The organism is Candidatus Leptofilum sp., from assembly GCF_965223525.1.
Classification (GTDB): Bacteria; Chloroflexota; Anaerolineae; order Promineifilales; family Promineifilaceae; genus Leptofilum.
In genome coordinates, this window is record NZ_OZ245005.1 from 920,929 (window position 1) to 940,096 (window position 19,168).

The following is a 19,168-nucleotide window of genomic DNA, read 5'->3' on the forward strand; positions in this document are numbered from 1 at the left end:
ACACTGCTCGGGGAATATTATGATTGGGTTGGAATTTGCCAGTTGGGAACTACTCTGGACAGAGTCTAAATTACTTTATTTAATAGTACTTACGGCCTATATTAAGAGAGACGGCCGTACCGAGGTAAAATAACGCTCAAATTCAAAAGGAATCTTATGGAAATTTTAGGTGGCCCCCTCTACAGCGTGGCCGGAGCCGGTGAATCGCACGGCCCCGGCATTACAACCATCGTTTTTGGCTGTCCCCCTGGTCTCCAGCTTAACCGCAGCCAAATTCAAGCGTATCTGGATCGACGACGGCCAGGCAGCAACAAGCATGGCACCCCACGCAACGAAAAAGATAAGCTGCTGCTGCTCTCCGGCTTGTACCAGGAAAATCACGACGCGCTGACTGCTGGCCCATCTATTCAAGCCACCGTTGATGGCCTCACCTTCAAAACCACCGCCTACGAAACTGGCTTCACCACTGGCGAACCAATCAGTGCGCTGGTGCTCTCGGCCGCCACCAAATCCCGCCATTACGACCAGTTTATTGGGCCAACCGGTGCGGTACGCCCTGGCCACACCGACCTAGTGAAGTACCACAAAGCCAGAGGGCATGTGGATATTCGCGGCGGCGGCCGTTCCAGCTACCGCAGCACCATCTCAGACGTTATTGGCGGCTCGATTGCTCGCATCTTCTTGCAGGAAATGTTCGGCACTGTCATTCTTTCATCCATCAACCAAGTGGGGTCGTTGCAAGCCCAACGCAGCCTTAGCGACCATTTCACAGAGCTGCTTCAAACCAATCAAACAGTAAGCGTCGCACAAATTGAGGCTGTGCAGCAGCAGCTCCACGCTGCCGAAATTCACAGCCTGGACGCTGATTTTGCCACCTCGGCGGGCACGCTCATTAAACAAACCCGCATTGATGGTGATTCGGTTGGCGCGGCCGTAGAAGTGGTGGCTGTGAACGTGCCTGTACTGGCAGGCGATCCGCTTTATAACAGCCTGAAGCTGCGGTTAATGGGCAGTCTGGGCGGGCTACATGCCGCACAATCATGCGAAATCGGGGATGGCTTTCAGGTAATTGCCCGGCTTGGTAGCGAAAACAATGATCCGATTCGGCAGACAGGCTACCAACGCAACTCTCATGGCGGTCTGCTTGGCGGGGTCACAACGGGGATGCCACTGGTGTGTCGCGCTGGCTTCAAACCAACCTCTACCATTGTTAAGCCACAACAATCGGTACAAAAAAATCTGGAAGAGATTGAATTCCAACTGGAAAAGGGGCGGCACGACCCGTGCGTGGGGGTGCGGGCAGGCATCACGCTGGAATCACGGCTGGCCATTGAACTTCTAAATGCTGTTCTCATGCACCAAGCTCGCGCCGTTGACCCCAAGCAGTTCAAGTTGTTCTAAAATTTTTGCCACGGATTACACAGTAGTCGCGGTTTCTTACCGCGAAAATAGGGTAACGTAGTAAGAAACTGCGGCTACTAAAGCCATAGCTCGCGCAGGAAGTTGGCCTGTTTGCGTAGTTGGAAGGGGCCGCCGCCTTCGTGGTTGTTGTAGCTGTAAACGGCTATCTCTTTCTCGCCCGCGTAATGATTGTAGGCAGCATAAACGGTGCTAGGCGGGCAAATGTCGTCCATCAGCCCAACCGAAAAGAGGGCACGGGCTTTGGCGCGGGCGGCAAAGTTAACGCCATCAAAGTAAGAAAGCGTGCGGAAAACGGTTTCGGTTTGGTCGCGGTAGGCGGCGCAGTAGCGGCTAATTTCGTTGTAGGGGGAGGTGTCTACAATTTCTGTGGCATGGCGATAATGGCAAAGGAAGGGGACGTCTGGCATGGCAATGGCAACGGCCGTATCCAACCCCGCCACTGCCAACGCAATCCCCCCACCTTGGCTGGCTCCGGTAATGGCAATCTGCTCTGGAACAACTGCAGGCTGCCGCCGCACCAGCGCCACTGCCCGCACCGCATCGGTGAACACGCGACGATAGTAATAGGTGTGCGGATCCAAAATCCCCTGCGTCATAAAACCGGGTACGTGCGAGCCAGTTCCTTGTGGCGCAACATCCACCGTGCCCCCAGGCTGCATGTGTGACCAGCCCTGGCCGCGTGTGTCCATAACAAAGTAAGCAAACCCCAGGCTAGGCCAAGCCAGTTTATCTAGCACAAAGCCCCGCCCGCCACTGTAACCGATAAATTGCACCACACAGGGGAGCGGTTCCGCCCGCTGGCGGGGCAGCAAAAACCACCCTTTGACTGGCTGGCCACCAAATCCAGCAAAGGTGACGTCGTAAACGTCAATCGCAGTCAGACCCTCATCCACTAGTTCAAATTTGGCGTTGAAAGGGAATTCGGCTGTTTCGTCCAATGTCTGCTGCCAAAATCGATCAAAATCATCCGGTTCTTCACGGGCAGGTAAGTAGCGTTGCAGTTCATTTAGGGGCAGGTCGAAAAAGGACATTCACAACTCTCCTTGGGTAGCGGGTTTTCAGTTGGGGCTAACAATAGCGGGAACGGCCGTATCTGGCTAAATTCCTAACCCAATCTATCCAAATATCTCCAAAAGCTGGGAAATTGTAACGTATTTGTCGTAAATTCGTTGCATTTTACTGCACCAACAAAAAGAAAATCAGATACAATGTAGGGTACAATATACCTACAACCCTGCTTCAAATTACCTATAACTTGCTGATCAAACCCAAACCAAAGCCTACCCCAAAGCGCATTTGATCAGCCTCATGAAACTGTCATTGCGTCGTACCTATGTCATCACAAAATGAGTTAAGTTTACTCACGTTTCGCAGCCTGTGCGACCGCTGTCGTCAGGAAAGCGAACGCTTTTTCGCCCAAAAGGAACACGATCCCCGCTTCTGTTACGAACTGTTTCGGCGGGCGTTTGTGCATGGCAACGAACTCGCTTGGGAGTGCCTGTACGATCGGTATCAAAAATTGGTGCTCTCCTGGGTCACACGCCACGCGCTTTATGCGGGCTTGGGTGAAGAAGCCAGCTACTTCATGAACCGAGCTTTTGAAAAAATGTGGCAAGGCATCCCCGCAGACAATTTTGCCAAATTCCCTGATCTCAAATCGTTACTACGCTACCTGCAAATGTGTACCCATGCAGTCATGGTAGATTTTGCTCGTTGGAAGGAACAAGCACATCTTTGGGATCGTGCGACGCAAGTCAACGATGGGGAAGATGAGTATGATCCATTTGCCACCATTATGGATCCAGACATGCGACCAGAGCGAGAGGTAGCCCACCAGGAAATGCAGGCAATTTTGTGGCAGCGGCTAAACGATTTGTGCAACAGTGAAAAAGAGCATTTGGTCGTTCACGGCTATTTTGTACTCGACTTAAAACCGCGCCAAATCTTCGACATTCATAGCGAGCATTTTGCTGATGTGCGCGAGGTTTCGCGTACCAAAGATAACTTCTTAGCCAGGGTACGGCGCAATGATGAATTTAGGGAATTTTTGGAGAATGCGTGAAAAAATGTGGCACTTTCGTTTATAGGAGCAGCAACAGATATTGTTGGCTTGGGTGGTGAGCAATTTTCTTTTGGCGAATTCAACCCTCCGCCACACCATTGCGCTCCTGTGGTATGCTGCACAAATTTTCTAGCGCAATGATGAATGATGTAAAAGCCAATAAGTATCTTGAATTTTATTGAACGTAATTTTGGCTTTTACTTGAGCAAACCACAGAGCAATCGTTCATCGCTTTTCTTTTCAAGGTATTTTCTGTGGTTTGCAAAAATTAGCAATATAATTTTTTAGACTGAGTTATTGCTGATATGACTATTAGGAGAATCAACTATGGCGCATATTGAAGACAGTTTCAAGGCCGCACTTTACCGAATTACCTGTCCCGATAGCGCGACATTAGGCAATTATTTTTTGGGGTTTTTACCTGACGAGGCAGCAGTTTCAATTCAAGACCATTTAGCTATTTGTCCACTTTGTACTGAAGAGATTGCACAATTAGAGGCGTTTTTGGTGGAAACGGCCGTATCCCCCCAACCCTCTACCGCAGAAAGAATCAAAATCTGGATTGCCAAGCGCATCCCGACCGGGGGGCAATCCAGAGGGGGTTTGGGCACACCTGCCTTTGCTATCCGCGGTGACGATACCGGCCCCCTGATGTATGAGGCAGGCGATGCCCAGCTATCACTAGAGGTTCAGGATGATCCGGAGCATCCTGGGCGCAAGGCGATTTTGGGGCTGGTTTTGGGCATAGAAACGGCGAGTGTAATGGTGCAGTTATTTTTTAAAGAAGGTGAGGTCGGAACGGCCGTATCACTGGATGACTTAGGCAACTTCACCTTTACTGGCCTAGAAGCAGGAAAATACGAACTTACATTAACAGGATTAGACATAGAAATTCAAGTACAGGACTTATTCATTTAATTGCAGTAGACCATCCAAGAATGTAAATATGGTTCTGATTCAAGACGAGACACAAGCCTGCACAAACACACAACCTCAAAGCCAAACGTTAACAGCCGAACGTTTGGTGATGTCTCTGCTTACCTTGGCTAAATATCCTTCACAGCAACAGCTTCTCAAAGAACAAATCCCCCAGCTAAATAAAGAAACACAAGATATGGTTGCTGATTTGCTAAAAGAGAAATCAGATTATTTCTTGCGTAGCAATATACAATTGTGCCTAATAATCGCTGATCTTCTTAGCTTCTTAGCTGATCTGACCCAAAACGATTGGTACCGTGCGTTAGGTTATCGAGCCAGAGCCAACGCTTATGCACATGGCGGCCTGGGAGAGTATCAGCAAGCCATTGAGCTGTATGATCAGGCTGCAAAAATCTATAATAATCACAACCATGTTGTTAACCAGGCAGGCTGCTATTTTGCAAAGCTCACACCATTGGCACATTTAGGTCGGTATGATGAGGCAAAAAATGCAGGAGAATGGGCCAGAAAGGTGTTTGCGGAAAAAGGGGAATGGCTCTTGTTGGCCAAAGTAAAGGTCAATCTAGGACTTCTCTACCTTAGACTCGGCGATGATGCTCAGGCTTTAGATTTATTCAACAAAGCCCAAGAAATATATCTCAAAAATCAAGCCTCTATAGACATTTTGGGGCGCGTGGCAAACAATCGCGCAATCGCCTTACGCAACCTTGGGCTATTCAGCCAATCTATCCAAACAAATGAGAAAGCCGGTAAGCTATTTAAGAAATCGGGACAAAAAGTTGAGTTTGCCCGTTCTCAGCAAACGCTGGGCATCACCTATTTTATCTTGGGTCGCTACAACGAAGGTCTGGAATTGCTATACCAGGCGCAAGAGATGTTTTTGTCAGACGGCCGTCACAGGGATGCTATCTTAATTGAGCTGTACATCAGCGACTGCTTGCTCCAGTTGGGCCGGTACAAAGATGTATTAGAAAACTTCCAAAAAATACGACCCCTATTTACCCGGTTAGGCACACAATTCGAAGTAGCCCAATGTTTGCTGAATGAGGCGGTTGCCCACTCTGGCCTGAGAAACTACGATCAAGCGCTGACAACCTTAGCCCTTGCCAAACAAATATTCCTGAATGAAGGCAACACAGTTTGGGTTGCAACGGCCGATTTGGAAATTGCCGCCATCTTATTGCTCCAAGGCCAAAACACGGAAGGGTTAACAACCAGCCTGGATTGCTTGGCTATTTTTGAGTCCCACAACTTACGTGTCCAGAAAGCACATGCTTTCCTAATCGCATCGCGGGCAGCTTTAAGCATCAAAGATTATGGCCAGGCAAAACAATATGCCGATCGCGCCTTGACTATTGGCAATGAGGATGATATCCCCCTCATAATTTACCAAGGTCACTATTTGTTAGGGCTGCTCGCGGTAGAAGACAGGGCTTACGAGATAGCTCACGTAGAAATGGAGCAAGCTATTGCCGCCATTGAACGGTTGAGAGGTCGGTTGATGCTCGAATTCCGTTCTGATTTTCTTTTAGATAAACACCTTGTTTATGAAGATATGGTTCAGCTCTGCCTAACATTGGGAGAGCCTGTAGCTAGCTTGCAATATGCTGAGAGAGCAAAATCCAGAGCCCTGCTTGAAATGCTAGCCTTCCGGTTAGATATCGGTATACAGGCACGCGCCCCGGAAGATCAATCATTAGTTGATGAACTAACACGCCTCCGCACAGATCGAGATCGTATTTATCGCCGCTGGGTCAGCGCCGAAACCTCAACTGACTACACTGATAAAACATTATCTGAAGAGCAAACAACAGCGCAAAAAGATGTGCAACACTTGGAAAAGCAAATCACCAAATTGTGGCATAAACTGCTCATCAAAAATGCAAACTATACGCAAGATGCCTCATTGTGGCAGGTTCAAACAGAACCCATTCAGCCTCAGCTTGATCCACAAACAGTTTTGCTGGAGTTTTTTATGGCAAAGGGCAAGTTGATTGTTTTCATTGTTACAGAAGACGCTGTCCAAGCCATCTCACTACCTACCAAGATCAATCAGGTGCAAAAACTGTTGCAGCTTTTTTGGCTAAATCTAAACGCAGTGCCAAACAGTTCACCACAAAGGCTCAGTCAGTTAAACCGTAATGCGATAGGGATTTTGCGTCAGCTTTACAGCTATTTAATAATGCCTTTTGCCGATCATCTACAAAATCACAATAAATTAATTATTGTACCGCATGGTTTTTTGCATTATTTGCCGTTTCACGCACTTTATGATCCTAGCGAGCCGCTGTTGGCTAAGTATGAAATTAGCTATTTACCTGGAGCGAATTTTATTCGATACGGCCGTAACCACGCTGAGCAAAAGTTAAATATGTTTGCTATCGGTCACTCATACGAGGGAGCCTTGCCTTTTGCCGTTGATGAAGCTGCAGCAATTGGCAAGCTATGGTCCGGCACATTATTGCTTGAAGAAGAAGCCACCTTGATAAACACAAAAGAGGCGGCTAGCCAGAGCCATATCTTACATCTGGCCACCCATGCAGATTTCCGCCCCGACAATCCGCTGTTTTCGGGTCTGGCTTTAGCAGACGGCTGGCTGACAACGCTCGATATTTTCAATCTGAAGCTTAACGCCTCGCTAGTAACATTGAGTGCTTGCCAAACTGGACGCAGCGCAATTAGCGGTGGCGATGAGTTGTTGGGTTTAATGCGAGCTTTCCTAGCAGCCGGAGCCAGCTCGCTTGCGCTTACTCTGTGGCCAGTTGAGGATCGATCTACGGCCGTTTTTATGAAAAACTTCTATAGTAATCTGGCACATGGTTTGTCCAAAGGTGAATCCCTCCGCCAAGCGCAGTTAGCATTTATCAATACGCCTGATAATAGCGCTCAAGCTACGAACTCTGCATATCATCACCCTTACTTTTGGGCACCGTTTTTTCTGGTCGGTCATGCCGGGCATTTGACAAGTGAATTTGTCTGAGCAACCTACCGATTACCGGAAAACCTTCACTGCTTACGTTTAACAAAGCAGCTATCGTGCTAGGGGACACGGTAGTGGTTTAATCAGAATTTACCCACTTCTTTAGGAGGAGAACCATGTTTGTAGAAGCAGATGGAAGTTTAGTACCCATTTTATCGATCCTCATCTTAATCTTGCTGCTTGTCATTGGCTGGCTTTTATGGCAGAAGTCAGGTGATTCACCAGATGGTGGCGATGATGATAAGGAACCAGTCGAAAAGCTAGCTATTGAATACTTTGTGCGAGATCAGATCATCTTGAGTGCGCCTAATGAAGATGAAATTGCCAAAGCCCAAAGAAAGTTAGAGAGTTTAGATAAGTACAATATTGTCTTAGAGCCATTCATCCCGGAAGAATCTCAACGTGAAGAAAGTTCAGCCTATGCTCAAGAATCAAAGGACGATGCGGATATTGAAGCAAGTTCTCAACAGGCACCGAGCAAAATAGTTCTTACGCATTGTGATTTTGCCTGTATTCTCTTTCGGATCATTTCTAACCCGAACAACATTTCTATGCCCGAGATCGCCGAGATAATAAACAGCTTTAGGAATGATGATTTTGACCCCATCATCGTAGATTCAAGTCCAAATTATAAAATCGGCCGTCCTGTACAAGAGCTTGAAGGGGATCCTGGCAGCAGCGAAGGATTTCCAGTTGGTAATCCCGGATCAGGGTCTAGTATACGGGAACATCTAAATCAATGGGCGCTCCACGGCCGCACAACCAATAACGGTTTTGGCATTGATCTTTTTACTGAACAATTTCCGCCAGATACAGCTCCGAATCCTCTTGTTAACAGAAGCACCGATGCAACTGGTAAAGGTTGTTTTGTCGCAGTATTCGATACATCACCATATGATGATTTTAAGATTCTTCCTAGCCAGCCACCGACCCAGGTTCCCCCACCTTTCCTTGAGAAAGTTGTGCACAATGAAGTTCGTGGCGTGCCTGATGCAAGGGATCATGGTTTGTTTGTTGCCAGCCTCGTACATGTGGTTGCCCCTAGAAGCAAGATCCATTTGTACAGGGTACTAAATGATTCTAACCGGGGCGATTCCTTTATGCTCATCCAAGAACTAGGAAAAATGTTAAACGAGCGAATGGAAATTGGTGAGCAAAATGGACTGGAGAAAAAGCTTTGTGGCACTGTAATAAATTTGAGCCTTGGCGTGCATGTAGTTAATCCCGATGGTGATCTGAACATATATCTACCATGTTTGTTTTATCTTCTGAAATGTGCTGATGATCATGGCGCAATTATTGTAGCTGCTGCTGGCAATGATTCAGCCCAGCAGGTAGGCCAAAAACCATCACAGGCACCTGCCTCCTTTAACTTCGTCATTGGCGTAGGGGCTAGCAATTACCAAGGTGGCTATAGTTGCTTCTCAAATGAAGGAAATGTTTTAGCACCTGGGGGTGATAATGAGCCCAATTGCAAACTCAAACCTTATGCAGAACTTTCTGATGATGTTAGAAAGCGGACAAGTGTGATTGGTCATGTCAAGGAAACGTCGCCAGAAACCGAATATGCTTACTGGAAAGGCACCTCGTTTGCAACTCCTTTGGTAAGTGGTTTAGCTGCCTTGCTTCTTGAAAAAACGGATTGTGATTCTGATTCAGTAAAAAATATCATCCGAACGGCCGTTGCCAACAAATCAGATATGCCGGGCATTCAATCTGCTTTGCCAATTATCAATGTACCAGAGGCTATGAAAATGACGGCTGGTGATTCAACGTAACGTCTGTAAAACAAAGCGGTTGATTAAGGCGTGCCGGAAACGGCCGTTCCCACATCGTTCATCCAGCTAGGAGAGGTGTGCCCAATTTATGTAAGAGGTTTTTACTTTTTGCATCATAGAAAGGTCTGGCAATGTGAGCCAGGCCTTTCTTGCTTTAACCAACAGGAAACCATGCCGTAAGAATTTTTGTAAGGTCTGCTGCCTAACCTCGTATCTAGGAAGAAAGTACTAAAAAAGCTCATAAAATTCAAACCACTGTATTGTGTGACCTTGTAACTACCAAGCATCAAAACAACCACAAATTTCTCTAACCTAACAACTCTCAAACCTTGTTTGAGAGCCGTTTTTGTTTCCAGGCTTCTATTCAATGAAGCAACTGCACGTTGTCAATATAAATAGTTGGTTAAGCAAATCACAAGAAGATTTTTAAAAAAAGCGAACCTTCTTTGTTGTGATTTGCTCAATTAAAAGCGGGAGAAATGGCTCTTCTTACTTTTCAAAAACTTTCCCGCTTTTACATATCATCATATTCAGGAGGTTACTCAATGAGACGCTACGCATTACCCCTCGTCGGCATCATGGTGCTTTTTGGCTTGCTTCTCTTCCAAAGTCAGGCAAGCACATTGGAACCCACCACCTTTACAGATGTCACCTCACAGGTTGGCATTAGTTTTACCAATCAGGTGCCTAGCTCCTGTTTGCTTCCCTTCAGTACCGGCTCCGCCTGGGCCGACTATGACAATGACGGCGATGTAGACCTCTACCTCACTAACCAGGGTGGCAATAATGCCCTCTACCGCAACGATGGCGATACCAACAGCGACAATTTGCCTGATTTTACTGATGTGGCGGCAGCGGCTGGCGTTACCATTCCTAATGGCGTTTCGATTGCGGCCGTTTTCATAGATTACGACAATGACAACGACCACGACCTTTACGTCACCAACTGGGACGACGACGGCCCGGGAACCGCCTTTGTGGGCAACATTCTGTTCCAAAATCAGCTTACAGAATCCGGCAGCGCCACCTTTTTAGACGTAACAGCTTCAGCGGGCGCGGGACTAGATGACGGCGGTGTGGGCAATCGCAGCGCCTGGGGCGACTTCGACAACGACGGCTTCCTAGATATGTACCTCACCAACCATGGCGACCCCGAAGGCTGCCCCGTTGACCCCGAAAATCAAGACCGCCTCTTCCACAACGATGGCGACGGCACATTTACCGAAGTTACTGAATATGTTTGCGGCGGCGCCGCTACCTGCGCCGAGGTGGATGGCTTAGGCTTCTCCCCCGGCTGGGTTGACTTCGATAACGATGGCGACCTTGATCTCTACCTCGTCAACGACATCCTGACTGGCTCCTTCCATGAAAATGTGCTGTGGCGCAATGATGGCCCCGGCGGCCCCGGCTGGATATTTACCGACATTACGGCCGCTGCTGGCGCCGACCTCACCATCAATGGTATGGGCTTGGGCGTGGGCGACTATGACAACGACGGCTGGCTAGACTTTGCCATGAGTGATGGCGGCCCGGCGGAGCTGTTGCGTAATCAGGGGGATGGCACGTTTGCGGATACGGCCGTATCCTCCGGCGTAAATGCTGCAACCAGCGGCAGCATCACTTGGGGAACCGTCTTCTTCGACCACGACAACGATGGCTGGCTTGACCTCTACCTTGCCGCTGGCGGCCTGGGTACGCCCGGCCTGCCCAACATTTTCCTGGGCAATAACCAGGACGGCACCTTTGTAGACCTCTCCAGCAGCAGCGGCCTGGATAACGGCCTCTCTGGCAAAAACGTCTCCATTGTTGACTTTGACAACGATGGCTTTGTGGACGTGCTGGTCAACAGCTACGGCGGACAGGTGGCTTTGTATCGCAACCAAGGCAACGCCAACAACTGGCTCACCGTCACCGTTGAAGGCAGCAACAGCAACGCCGATGCCATCGGCACCCGTCTGGAACTCACCGCCAACGGCATCACCCAAATTCGGGAAATCAACGACGGCCCCTCCCACGGCGGCGGCGACTACAAAATGGCTCACTTTGGCCTGGACGACGCCACCAGCGGCACGCTTACCGTCCACTGGCCCAACGGCATGACCGAAAATCTAGGCACAGTCACATCCAATCAGCAGCTTCACCTAACCGAACCAACAGGTGGTGGGCCACTCAGCCCTAATGCTTTTGACGAAGTGACCAGCCAGGTTGGTATTACCGCCACCCACAGCGCGGGAGCAAGCTGTAACCCACCGATTGGCATCGGCTCCGCCTGGGGCGACTACGACAATGACGGCGACCAAGACTTCTTCGCCACCAATCGCGGTGGCGCCAACTACCTCTACCGCAACGATGGCGACACCAACAGCGATGGCTTACCCGACTTCACCGACGTGGCTGGCACGCTGGGCATCGCCGATGCTGGACTTGCCAGCTTGGGTGCAACCTTCATAGATTACGACAACGACGGCGACCAGGATTTATACGTCACCGCCTGGGGCAACCCCGTTGGCAACAACATCCTGTACGAAAATCAGCTCATCGAAACGGGCAGCGTGGCCTTTACCGATGTCACCGCTACGGCAGGCATCGAGGGCACAGGCCGTACCATCATGAGTGCCTGGGGCGACTTCGACCAAGACGGCTTCCTGGATGTGTACATTGCCAAGCACATGGTTTGCTCTGCTGACTTCACCAACAATGAAGACCAGATGTACCGCAACAACGGCGACGGCACCTTTACCGAAGTCACCAACTACCTCTGCGGGGGCGCAGCTTCTTGCCCGGAACTAGTCGCCACGGGCTTCTCCCCTGGCTGGTTCGACTTTGACAACGACGGCGACCTCGATTTGTACCTGGTCAATGATCGCTTAAACGGCGATGTTCATGAAAACGTTTTGTGGCGCAACGATGGCGCCGGTGGCCCTGGCTGGGTCTTCACCGACGTTTCGGCCGCCACCAACACCAACGTTGGGCTGAACGGCATGGGTCTAGGCATCGGCGACTACAATAACGATGGTTGGCTGGATATGGCCTTTAGTAATCTAGGCCCTGCCCGCATTCTGGAAAATCAAAGCGGCGTCTATTCAGACATCTCAGTTTCTTCTGGCGTTGATGCCGCAACCGTAGATACCACCACCTGGGGTACAGTCTTCTTCGACCACGACAACGATATGTGGCTTGATCTCCTCATGGTCAATGGCGACATCTTCACCTCTGGCCTGTCTGATGCCAATATCTTCATGCACAACAACGGCGGCGATGGCACGTTCACCGACATCTCAGTCTCCAGCGGCCTGGCCGATGAAGGACGCGGCCGTAGCGGTTCCATTGCCGACTTTGACGGTGACGGCTTTGTAGACCTGGTGGTTGGCAACTACGACGAAGAGTATTTACTGTTCCACAATCGCGGCGACAACGGAGCCAACTGGCTGACCATCACTGTGGAAGGCACGGTGAGCAACCGGGACGGCATCGGCACGCGGCTCACGCTAACGGCCGATGGCGTGACCCAAATGCGCGAAATCACCAGCGGCCCCACGCACGGTGGCGGCGACCAAAAGGCAGCCTTCTTTGGTCTGGGTACAGCTACCAGCGGTACATTGACGGTTCGCTGGCCTAATGGCATCGTCGAAAATATCGGTGTGGTGAGCGCGAATCAGGCTTTGCACCTGGTTGAGCCAGGTGGCGGCCCCACGCCAACGCCGACAAATACGCCCATCCCGACAAATACGCCAACACCTGGGCCAACAGCGACACCAACAATAACGCCGACGGCAACGATTACACCAACGGCAACGAGTACGCCTGATGGGTCTGGTGGGACGTTTACCTTTACGGCCGTTGCTGACGCATCTGTCCTCAGTAATCGGGGTGATAATAACTATGGTGGTTCCAGTACGCTAGCTGTAGACGGCTCGCCCATCATCAACAGCTACCTGCGCTTCGATGTGCTGGGATTGACTGGCAGCGTTACCACCGCCACGCTTCGAATCTGGGCAGACACCACCAACGCCACTGGCATTGATGCTGCTAGCGTAGCTGACAATACTTGGGGTGAAACAACTATCACCTTCAACAACGCCCCCGCAGCAGGGACTGCTCTGGGTAGCTCTGGCGCAACAACGGCTGGCTCTTGGGTCGAGGTGGATGTGACTGGCTCTGTAACTGCGGATGGTCTGGCCAGCTTCATGATCAGCACCACCGATGCCGCCCGCATCAACTTCGACAGTCGGGAAAGCACGAATGCACCGGAATTGGTGATTGTTACCAGCGGCGGACCAGCACCAACGGCGACCAACACCCCGGTTCCGCCGACGGCAACGAACACGCCCGTCCCAACAGAAACACCGACCGCTGGCCCATCACCGACACCAACGAACACACCGCTGCCAACCGACACGCCTGTACCGCCAACGCCCACCAACACGCCTGTACCGGGTGGCGATCCCGTTATCTACCTCAGTTCCAGCAGCGGCGGCACGGCGGGCAGCATCACCTTTGGCGATGAAGACGTGCTAACCCACGACACCAGCGACGGCTCTTGGGACATCCTTCTGGATACCTCTGACCTGGGCATCGTGACCAACGACATTGATGCCTTCATGATGATGAGCGACGGCAGCGTCCTCTTCAGCTTTGTTCGCGCCCAAGATTTGAGTGGCATTGGCCTGGGCACAGTGGACGATTCTGACGTGCTGCGCTTCGTGCCCACTTCACTGGGTGACACCACAGCGGGATCGCTGGAAATGTACCTGGATGGCTCTGATGTAGACCTGGCTTCGGCGGGTGAAGATGTGAATGCGGTGGGCTTTACGCCAGACGGCCGTCTCGTCATCAGCACACTAGGCAACTACAACGTTGGCTTTGGCTCTGGTGGCGGTAACGATCTGCTCGTACTCGATGGCGGCGTCTTCGGTGACGATAGTAGCGGCACCTGGGCACTTTACTTTGATGGTGAAGACGTGGAATTAACAGACAGCACCGAAAATATCAGCGGCGTCTGGGTAGATACAGCCAACGGCGACATCTACCTGGCCGTAACCGGGGCCTTCACCGTCACTGGGGCCTCTGGCGATGGCGCAGATATCTTCGTTTGTACGCCCGGGACGCTGGGTGACAGCACCACCTGCACCTACGCGCTCTTCTGGGATGGTTCTGCCAATGGCTTCGATGGCGAAGTTATTGATGGATTAGCAATCGCACCCTAACAGATACGTGACGACTTAAGGGTCTCCAGACCTAACTGGAGACCCTTTTTTGACGTAACGTTTAATGTAAGCCAGCTTACGTAAAGTATATAAAATCAGTAAAGATAAGTAGTTCGTATTTGTGCCAAGCAGTATCGCCCCGGTGTTCTTGCGACACAATGGGTAGATTAAAAAACAGAAAATAGGAAGGACTCATGTTGAAACGCGGTTTCACAACTTATCGCTTGCCCATTACGGCCGTTTGCCTCCTCATTCTTGGCCTCTTTATAAGCAATAGCCAACCAGCCGCCGCCGACAATGACCTTGTCCGGATCAATGAATTGATGGCCGGGATGAATGGTGATTCTCAGGTGCAATATGTGGTGCTAGAAGTGGCAGACGGCAACCAGCTAGAGTGGGGGCCACAGCCAGGCGACCCCGTGGGCGCACCCGGCCGCACCATGCTTGTTTTTCATGACGCCTTTGGCAATGAGACTGGCCGCTTCGTCTTTCCTAGCGATCCGCCCTCTGGGAACAACATGATTTTGGTAGCCACGGCCGCTTTTGCAGCCCTCCCCGGCACACCCGCCCCAGACTTCATCATGCCGCCAGAGATTGTGCCCATTGCAGGCAAAGTCGCCTTCCGTAACAACCCAGATAACGCCAACGCCCAACCGATTGACATTGCCCTCTCCTACGGCGGCGCGGGCTACACAGGCAGCACCGCCGGGGCCACAGACGGTGCTAATTCCGCCGAATTACCCATCCTGAACACCGCTGCGCTGAGTCGCGTTTCTGGTTCTGGCTTTGGCACCGGCAACCAAACCAACGCCGATTTTGCCATGGGTGCGCCCAATCCCGTAAACAGCGCGGGGGCAACCTTCACGGTCATTCCCTCCGTTGCGCCATTGGCAGACCAGGGTGAAATTTTGTTTACGCAAGAGACTTTTTTGGGCAACGGCCGTACCTGCGCCTCTTGCCACGTTCCCGATAACGGCGATTTTGGTCTCTCTCCTGATCAGGTTCTCAACTTGCCAGCCGATGACATGCTGTTTGTGAACGAATTTAATATAAACACGCTGATCGTAACCTCCACTGCGCCAAGTGGTTTTGCCCAGCCCAGCGATTTGCGGGGAGCCATCACCGGCAGCACCGGATCGGCCACCGTTTTGGCTGGAACCGGAGACATCTTTCTAATTTATGGCGGGTCTGACCTCTCTGGCACCATCACCGATGCCAACGGCAACAGCGCCACCTTCGTCTCCTTCACCGCTGGCGATTTGGCTGGCCCCAATCCGGTTAACGGCAGCGTAAATGGCCTAGAAAACTTCACGATGATACACGGCCCCTCGGCCAACACCATCAGCTTCCCAGACGGCCGTGCCCTCATTCTGGAAAATATCGACGGTTTTACGCAACAAGAAGTGTTCCGCGCCTCGCCTCACCTCTTCAACGTCGCTGAATCCGCGCCCTATGGCTGGAGTTCTGAGATTGCCGATTTGGGTGATTTTTCTGAGGGCGCGATTGTGCAACATGCACCGCGCAGTCTGCTGCGTCGTCCCGGCATCGACTTCCGCCCACCCACACAGGCTGAATTGGATGCGCTGGAAACATTCCAGTTCAATATCCGCATTCCAGCCGACGGTAACTACGATCTGGATCGCTTTGCCATTACCGACAACCAAATGGAAGGGCGCGACGTCTTCTTTAATGAAGCGCAATGCTCCAAATGCCACTCTGGTCCCGTACTCGCCACCTCAGACGGCACGATTGCGGGCATTCCCGAAGGCGTCAACGCTAAATTTGACACCGGCACGGATGAGATTCCGGTCAATGCCCTGGATGGATTGCCGCCAGAAGACCCGGACATCAACGGTATCAGCCAGCGCACCTACAGCACGATGGCTCTGTTTGGTTCTGATTTCACGGGGCCGTACTTCCACAATCACACCCGCATTGATTTACGCCGCGCCATCACTTTCTACTCTGGCACTGAGTTTACCGATTCCCCTGCGGGACAACTGCTCGGCACCCTGGATGTGGTGGCTGGCGAAAACAACGCCGAGCGCATTCTGGACTTTTTGGAAGCACTCAAAGAGCCGTGGACGGTTTGTCCCGTTGGCTGTGACTTTACCGATGTGCAAACTGCGCTGGACAACGTAAACGATGGTGATTCGATTACAATTATCGGTACGCACAACATCTCCGCTCCGCTCATTTCAGATCGAGCAGGCATTAACAGCGTGGTGCTGTACGGCGATGGCGGTACGCTCAACTGGACTGGTGGGGTCAACAGCCGCCTCATCTCGCCGCAAAGCATCGGCAACATGACGATTTTGAATCTGAATCTGACTTGCTCGGCCAATTGCGGGACGGCAACGGCCGTTCGCGCAGCAGGCGCAGGCCGTGTCCTCATCAAAAATACAGTCATTACTGGTTTCAACGAAGCGGTTAGCATCACCGGAGGCAGCACCGTGACGGTGAAGGGCAGCACGCTAGATGGCAACACAACTGCCTTGGTGCAGTCGGCTGGCACGCTGGAAGCCTATGCCAATAACGTAAGCAACTTCAGCACCGCTTTTAGCAGCAGCGGCGGCACGGCCAATCTAAACAACAACTTCTGGGGAACGGCGTTAGGCAGCACACCCGCTGGTTTGCCCCAATCCGCCTGGGATGCCCGCTTGGGCGCCGAGGTGGTTGAATGGATCGATGTTTCCAGCAGAGTAGGTCGCGCCAAGCTGGGCGATGCCGAACTGGAAAGCAGCGACAACAGCGGTACGGCCGTTCTCGTCAGTTACGGCCGTTCTGGCAGCAATGCCCCGTTCAACGAACCGCTGACGGGCGGTGTCCTCTGTTCCGACTACTACGAAGTTTTCACGCGCGGTACGCCCACGGGTGGGGCAACCTGGACGCTTAACATTCCGGTGGACGACAACGCCGCCTGCAACGCGGACGTGCTGGCGCAGCAAGCCCTGCTGCAAGTGGGCAACATCGCTGACTGCCCCGGCGCTAGCTGCTGGGACGCTGCCGCCAGCGTGACGACCAACGGCCAGACGCTGCAAATCAGCGGCCTGAGTACGGCAGCACTCACGCGCGGCACCTTTGCCGCCGACGTGACGGGCAACATCACGCCAACGGCGACCCCGACACCGGGGCCGAGTCCAACACCTACGAATACACCAATACCGCCGACGGCCACGAATACACCTGTTCCCACAGATACGCCAACTGTAGGGCCAAGTCCGACGGTTACAAATACGGCCGTTCCGCCTACCGCTACCAACACGCCTGCACCTACGGATACCCCCGGCCCGGTCAGCAGCTTCACCTTCATCACCGAGGCAGATGCGGCCGTTTTGAGCAACCGTCCTACCAACAACCTGGGTCTCTCCCAGCAGCTTACCACCGATGCGACACCGGAGATGTACTCCTTGGTGCGCTTCAACGTGACGGGGCTGGGTGGCTCGGTTGCCGATGCAACCTTGCGCCTCTTTGTCCAGTCGGATTCGACGCCCGGATTTGCGATTTTGCAAGTGGCGGATAATAGCTGGGTGGAAACGGCCGTAACCCACGCCACTGCCCCCGCCAACGGCAGCCTCATCAACAGCTCTGGCAGCTTCACCGCCGGCACCTGGGTAGAAATTGACGTGAGCAACTATGTGACGGGGGACGGCCTGTTCAGCTTCGCTGTCACCAGCAGCGATGGCAATCGGCTCATGTTCAGCAGCCGCGAGGGCACCAATCCACCAGAACTGCTAGTAAACGTCAATCTTGGCCCAACGGCTACGCCGACAAACACTCCGGTTCCGCCAACTGCCACGAATACACCATTGCCAACAAATACGCTACCACCACCGACGGCGACAAACACACCGACGGTTGGCCCAAGTCCAACGCCTACGAACACGGCAACGGCAACGCCTTTGCCAACAAATACACCGACGCCAACAGCGACTGCGACAGCATCGCCTACGCCAGAACCGGGCACAGGTGAAATCATCTACCTTAGCTTGTCTGGCAATGGCTCCGTGGGCGGTGTCACCTACGCCGATGAAGACGTGCTTTCCTTCGACACCAACAGCAGCACCTGGGCGATGGTGATTGATGGCTCCGACATTGGTCTGACCATCAATGACATTGACGCGCTGCACCGACTGGCCGACGGCAGCTTCCTCATCAGCCTACAGCGGGCGCAGGACATCGGCACGCTGGGCGTGGTGGATGATTCTGAAATGGTACGCTTTGTTCCCACCAGCCTGGGCGACACGACGGCCGGAACCTTTGAGAAATATTTCGACGGCACAGACGTGGGGCTGGCCTCTGGTGGTGAGGATATTGATGCGTTTGGCGTATTGGCAGACGGCCGTCCCGTAGCCAGCACCCTCAATAATTTCTTTGTGGGCATCAGCGGCGATGACAAGGATTTGGTCGTGCTAGATGGGGCAACGCTTGGCGACCCCACCAGCGGCACTTGGCTGCTGCATTTCGACGGCTCCGATGTGGAGCTAACGGACAGCACCGAAGACATCAACGCGCTTTGGATTGACGCCAACGGCGACATCTACTTGAGCACCACAGGCAGCTTCAGCGTCACCGGAGCCAGCGGCGATGGCGCGGCCATCTTTGTTTGCACGCCCGGCACGCTGGGCGACGACACGACCTGCACCTACAGCCTCTTCTGGGATGGCGCAGCCAACGGCCTCAGCGGGGCGGATATTGATGGCTTGTCTATTGTGCCGTAGGGTTTTGCTACAAACTGAATAATTTGGGTTGAGAACGGCCGTTTCCGGTTTTAGATTGA

The 19,168-nt window shown here is 52.2% G+C and carries 8 protein-coding genes; 7 read left to right on the plus strand and 1 reads right to left on the minus strand.

Translation table 11 applies throughout. The annotated features are described in order from the left end of the window. The first annotated feature begins 156 nt into the window (after positions 1 to 156). Positions 157 to 1,401: a chorismate synthase gene (locus ACOQPM_RS21030; RefSeq protein ID WP_420632219.1), complete on the plus strand. Its 1,245-nt coding sequence runs from the start codon at positions 157 to 159 to the stop codon at positions 1,399 to 1,401. Between the two features lie 77 nt (positions 1,402 to 1,478). Here ACOQPM_RS21030 and ACOQPM_RS21035 read toward each other — a convergent pair whose 3' ends face one another. Further along, positions 1,479 to 2,453 (minus strand): acetylxylan esterase, encoded by a 975-nt coding sequence (locus ACOQPM_RS21035; RefSeq protein ID WP_420632220.1) that lies wholly within the window; start codon positions 2,451 to 2,453, stop codon positions 1,479 to 1,481. A 302-nt stretch (positions 2,454 to 2,755) separates the two neighbouring features. Here ACOQPM_RS21035 and ACOQPM_RS21040 point away from each other — a divergent pair, with 302 nt between their 5' ends. From ACOQPM_RS21040 to ACOQPM_RS21065, 6 genes are all read left to right on the plus strand, one after another. Continuing rightward, positions 2,756 to 3,484, plus strand: a complete 729-nt coding sequence (locus ACOQPM_RS21040; RefSeq protein ID WP_420632221.1) for an RNA polymerase sigma factor — start codon at positions 2,756 to 2,758, stop codon at positions 3,482 to 3,484. A gap of 327 nt (positions 3,485 to 3,811) precedes the next feature. After that, entirely contained in the window at positions 3,812 to 4,402 is a 591-nt protein-coding gene (locus ACOQPM_RS21045) for a hypothetical protein (RefSeq protein ID WP_420632222.1), read from the plus strand. Positions 4,403 to 4,430: 28 nt separating this feature from the next. After that, positions 4,431 to 7,403, plus strand: coding sequence for a CHAT domain-containing protein (locus tag ACOQPM_RS21050; protein ID WP_420632223.1), 2,973 nt, complete (start codon positions 4,431 to 4,433; stop codon positions 7,401 to 7,403). A 116-nt stretch (positions 7,404 to 7,519) separates the two neighbouring features. Then, complete coding sequence (locus ACOQPM_RS21055; RefSeq protein ID WP_420632224.1) at positions 7,520 to 9,181, plus strand: S8 family peptidase; 1,662 nt, start codon at positions 7,520 to 7,522, stop codon at positions 9,179 to 9,181. A gap of 545 nt (positions 9,182 to 9,726) precedes the next feature. Continuing rightward, the gene (locus tag ACOQPM_RS21060; protein WP_420632225.1) at positions 9,727 to 14,388 is read left to right on the plus strand and encodes an FG-GAP-like repeat-containing protein; all 4,662 of its coding nucleotides are present in this window, start codon (positions 9,727 to 9,729) and stop codon (positions 14,386 to 14,388) included. Between the two features lie 194 nt (positions 14,389 to 14,582). Beyond that, positions 14,583 to 19,109: a DUF7594 domain-containing protein gene (locus ACOQPM_RS21065; RefSeq protein WP_420632226.1), complete on the plus strand. Its 4,527-nt coding sequence runs from the start codon at positions 14,583 to 14,585 to the stop codon at positions 19,107 to 19,109. Positions 19,110 to 19,168 lie beyond the last annotated feature (59 nt).

Coding starts and splice junctions, on each gene's coding strand:
- ACOQPM_RS21030 (WP_420632219.1), top strand. CDS start 157: ATGGAAATTTTAGGTGGCCCCCTCTACAGCGTGGCCGGAGCCGGTGAA.
- ACOQPM_RS21035 (WP_420632220.1), bottom strand. CDS start 2,453: ATGTCCTTTTTCGACCTGCCCCTAAATGAACTGCAACGCTACTTACCT.
- ACOQPM_RS21040 (WP_420632221.1), top strand. CDS start 2,756: ATGTCATCACAAAATGAGTTAAGTTTACTCACGTTTCGCAGCCTGTGC.
- ACOQPM_RS21045 (WP_420632222.1), top strand. CDS start 3,812: ATGGCGCATATTGAAGACAGTTTCAAGGCCGCACTTTACCGAATTACC.
- ACOQPM_RS21050 (WP_420632223.1), top strand. CDS start 4,431: ATGGTTCTGATTCAAGACGAGACACAAGCCTGCACAAACACACAACCT.
- ACOQPM_RS21055 (WP_420632224.1), top strand. CDS start 7,520: ATGTTTGTAGAAGCAGATGGAAGTTTAGTACCCATTTTATCGATCCTC.
- ACOQPM_RS21060 (WP_420632225.1), top strand. CDS start 9,727: ATGAGACGCTACGCATTACCCCTCGTCGGCATCATGGTGCTTTTTGGC.
- ACOQPM_RS21065 (WP_420632226.1), top strand. CDS start 14,583: ATGTTGAAACGCGGTTTCACAACTTATCGCTTGCCCATTACGGCCGTT.